The organism is Escherichia sp. AM3, assembly GCF_032029835.1.
Taxonomy (GTDB): Bacteria; Pseudomonadota; Gammaproteobacteria; order Enterobacterales; family Enterobacteriaceae; genus Escherichia; species Escherichia coli.
Genome location: NZ_JAVUPQ010001152.1, coordinates 1 through 252, shown reverse-complemented (window position 1 = coordinate 252; position 252 = coordinate 1). Strand labels below are relative to the sequence as shown.

Genomic DNA, 252 nt, shown 5'->3' with positions numbered 1-252 from the left:
GAGCAATATTAGTACGTGTTGATAAAGGGCTTGAACAACTTGAACGCCGAATTACCTATAATAAGCATGACCTGGACGACTATTCTCCACTAACCAGTCAGCACATTGCAGATGGAATGACGGTTTCTGAGTTATGCAATGCTGCCATTACCACCAGTGATAACACTGCTGCAAATTTATTGCTATCAACTATTGGCGGGCCGGAGGGATTAACTCATTTTCTGCGTAGCACTGGTGATAGTTATACAAGGC

1 protein-coding gene is annotated in these 252 nt (G+C 43.3%); it reads left to right on the top strand.

The window, feature by feature from the left end:
* A partial coding sequence (locus RTW80_RS30115) for a serine hydrolase (RefSeq protein WP_312721846.1) occupies window positions 1-252 on the top strand: 252 nt, incomplete at both ends.